1 protein-coding gene is annotated in these 1,061 nt (G+C 68.8%); it reads left to right on the forward strand.

What is annotated here, in order from left to right; genetic code table 11:
* A partial coding sequence (locus LQV45_RS35110; RefSeq protein WP_253074609.1) for a DNA translocase FtsK occupies nucleotides 1-1,061 on the forward strand: 1,061 nt, incomplete at both ends.

Below are 1,061 nucleotides of genomic sequence, written 5' to 3' on the forward strand. Positions count from 1 at the left end.
CCAGGAAGAAGCGCAAACGCCTCTTCGGCAAGGACCACGACGACGAGTCCGGCCTGGAAGGCTACGTCGGCGACGAGGCCTTCGAACGCGCCCTCATCGCAGATGACGAAGCAGCGGACGCACCTCCGGCCAAGGGCACGAGGGGCAAGGCGCGCTCTGGCGTCGCAGCCGACGCCGCGCCCGATGTCGCGCCCGGCGTCCGCCGTCCCACCCAGGCCGAGATCGCCGTCGAAAAGATCAAAGCCGCCCAGGGGCTCGGGACGGCAGGATCAGCCGGCGCTGCGGCGGAGTCCAGCGGCGACGCCACCGAGGCCATCCCGCTGGTCACTCCGGGGATGGTGGCCGCGGGATCGCTCAATGCCGCCGCTGCGGCCGCCAAGGTCCCCTCCAACCCGGTCGCGCCCGCACCGCTGCCCACCCCCATTCCGCAGCGCACCGAGGAGCTTTCCCTGGCCGGCGACGTCACTTACACCCTGCCGGCGTCGGACGTGCTGACACCCGGTTCCATCCCCAAGGAACGCACCGAGGCCAACGACGCGATTGTCGCCTCGCTCACCGAGACCCTCAACCAGTTCAACGTGGAGGCACAGGTCACCGGCTTCAGCCGCGGCCCCACCGTGACCCGCTACGAAATCGAGCTGTCCCCGGGCACCAAGGTGGAACGGGTCACCGCCTTGTCCAAGAACATTTCCTATGCCGTGGCCAGCTCGGATGTGCGCATCCTGAGCCCCATCCCGGGCAAGTCGGCCATCGGCATCGAAATCCCCAACACGGACCGCGAAACTGTGTCCCTGGGCGACGTGCTCCGCAGCCAGAACGCCCGCCGCACCGACCACCCCATGGTCATGGGGGTCGGCAAGGACGTCGAGGGCGGGTACGTCGTGGCCAACCTGGCCAAGATGCCGCACCTGCTCGTGGCCGGCGCCACCGGTGCCGGTAAGTCCTCGTTCGTGAACTCGATGATCACCTCCATCCTGATGCGGGCCACCCCGGACGAGGTCCGGATGGTCATGGTGGACCCCAAGCGCGTGGAACTCACCGCCTACGAAGGGGTCCCGCAC

The organism is Microbacterium sp. Bi128 (genome assembly GCF_918698205.1).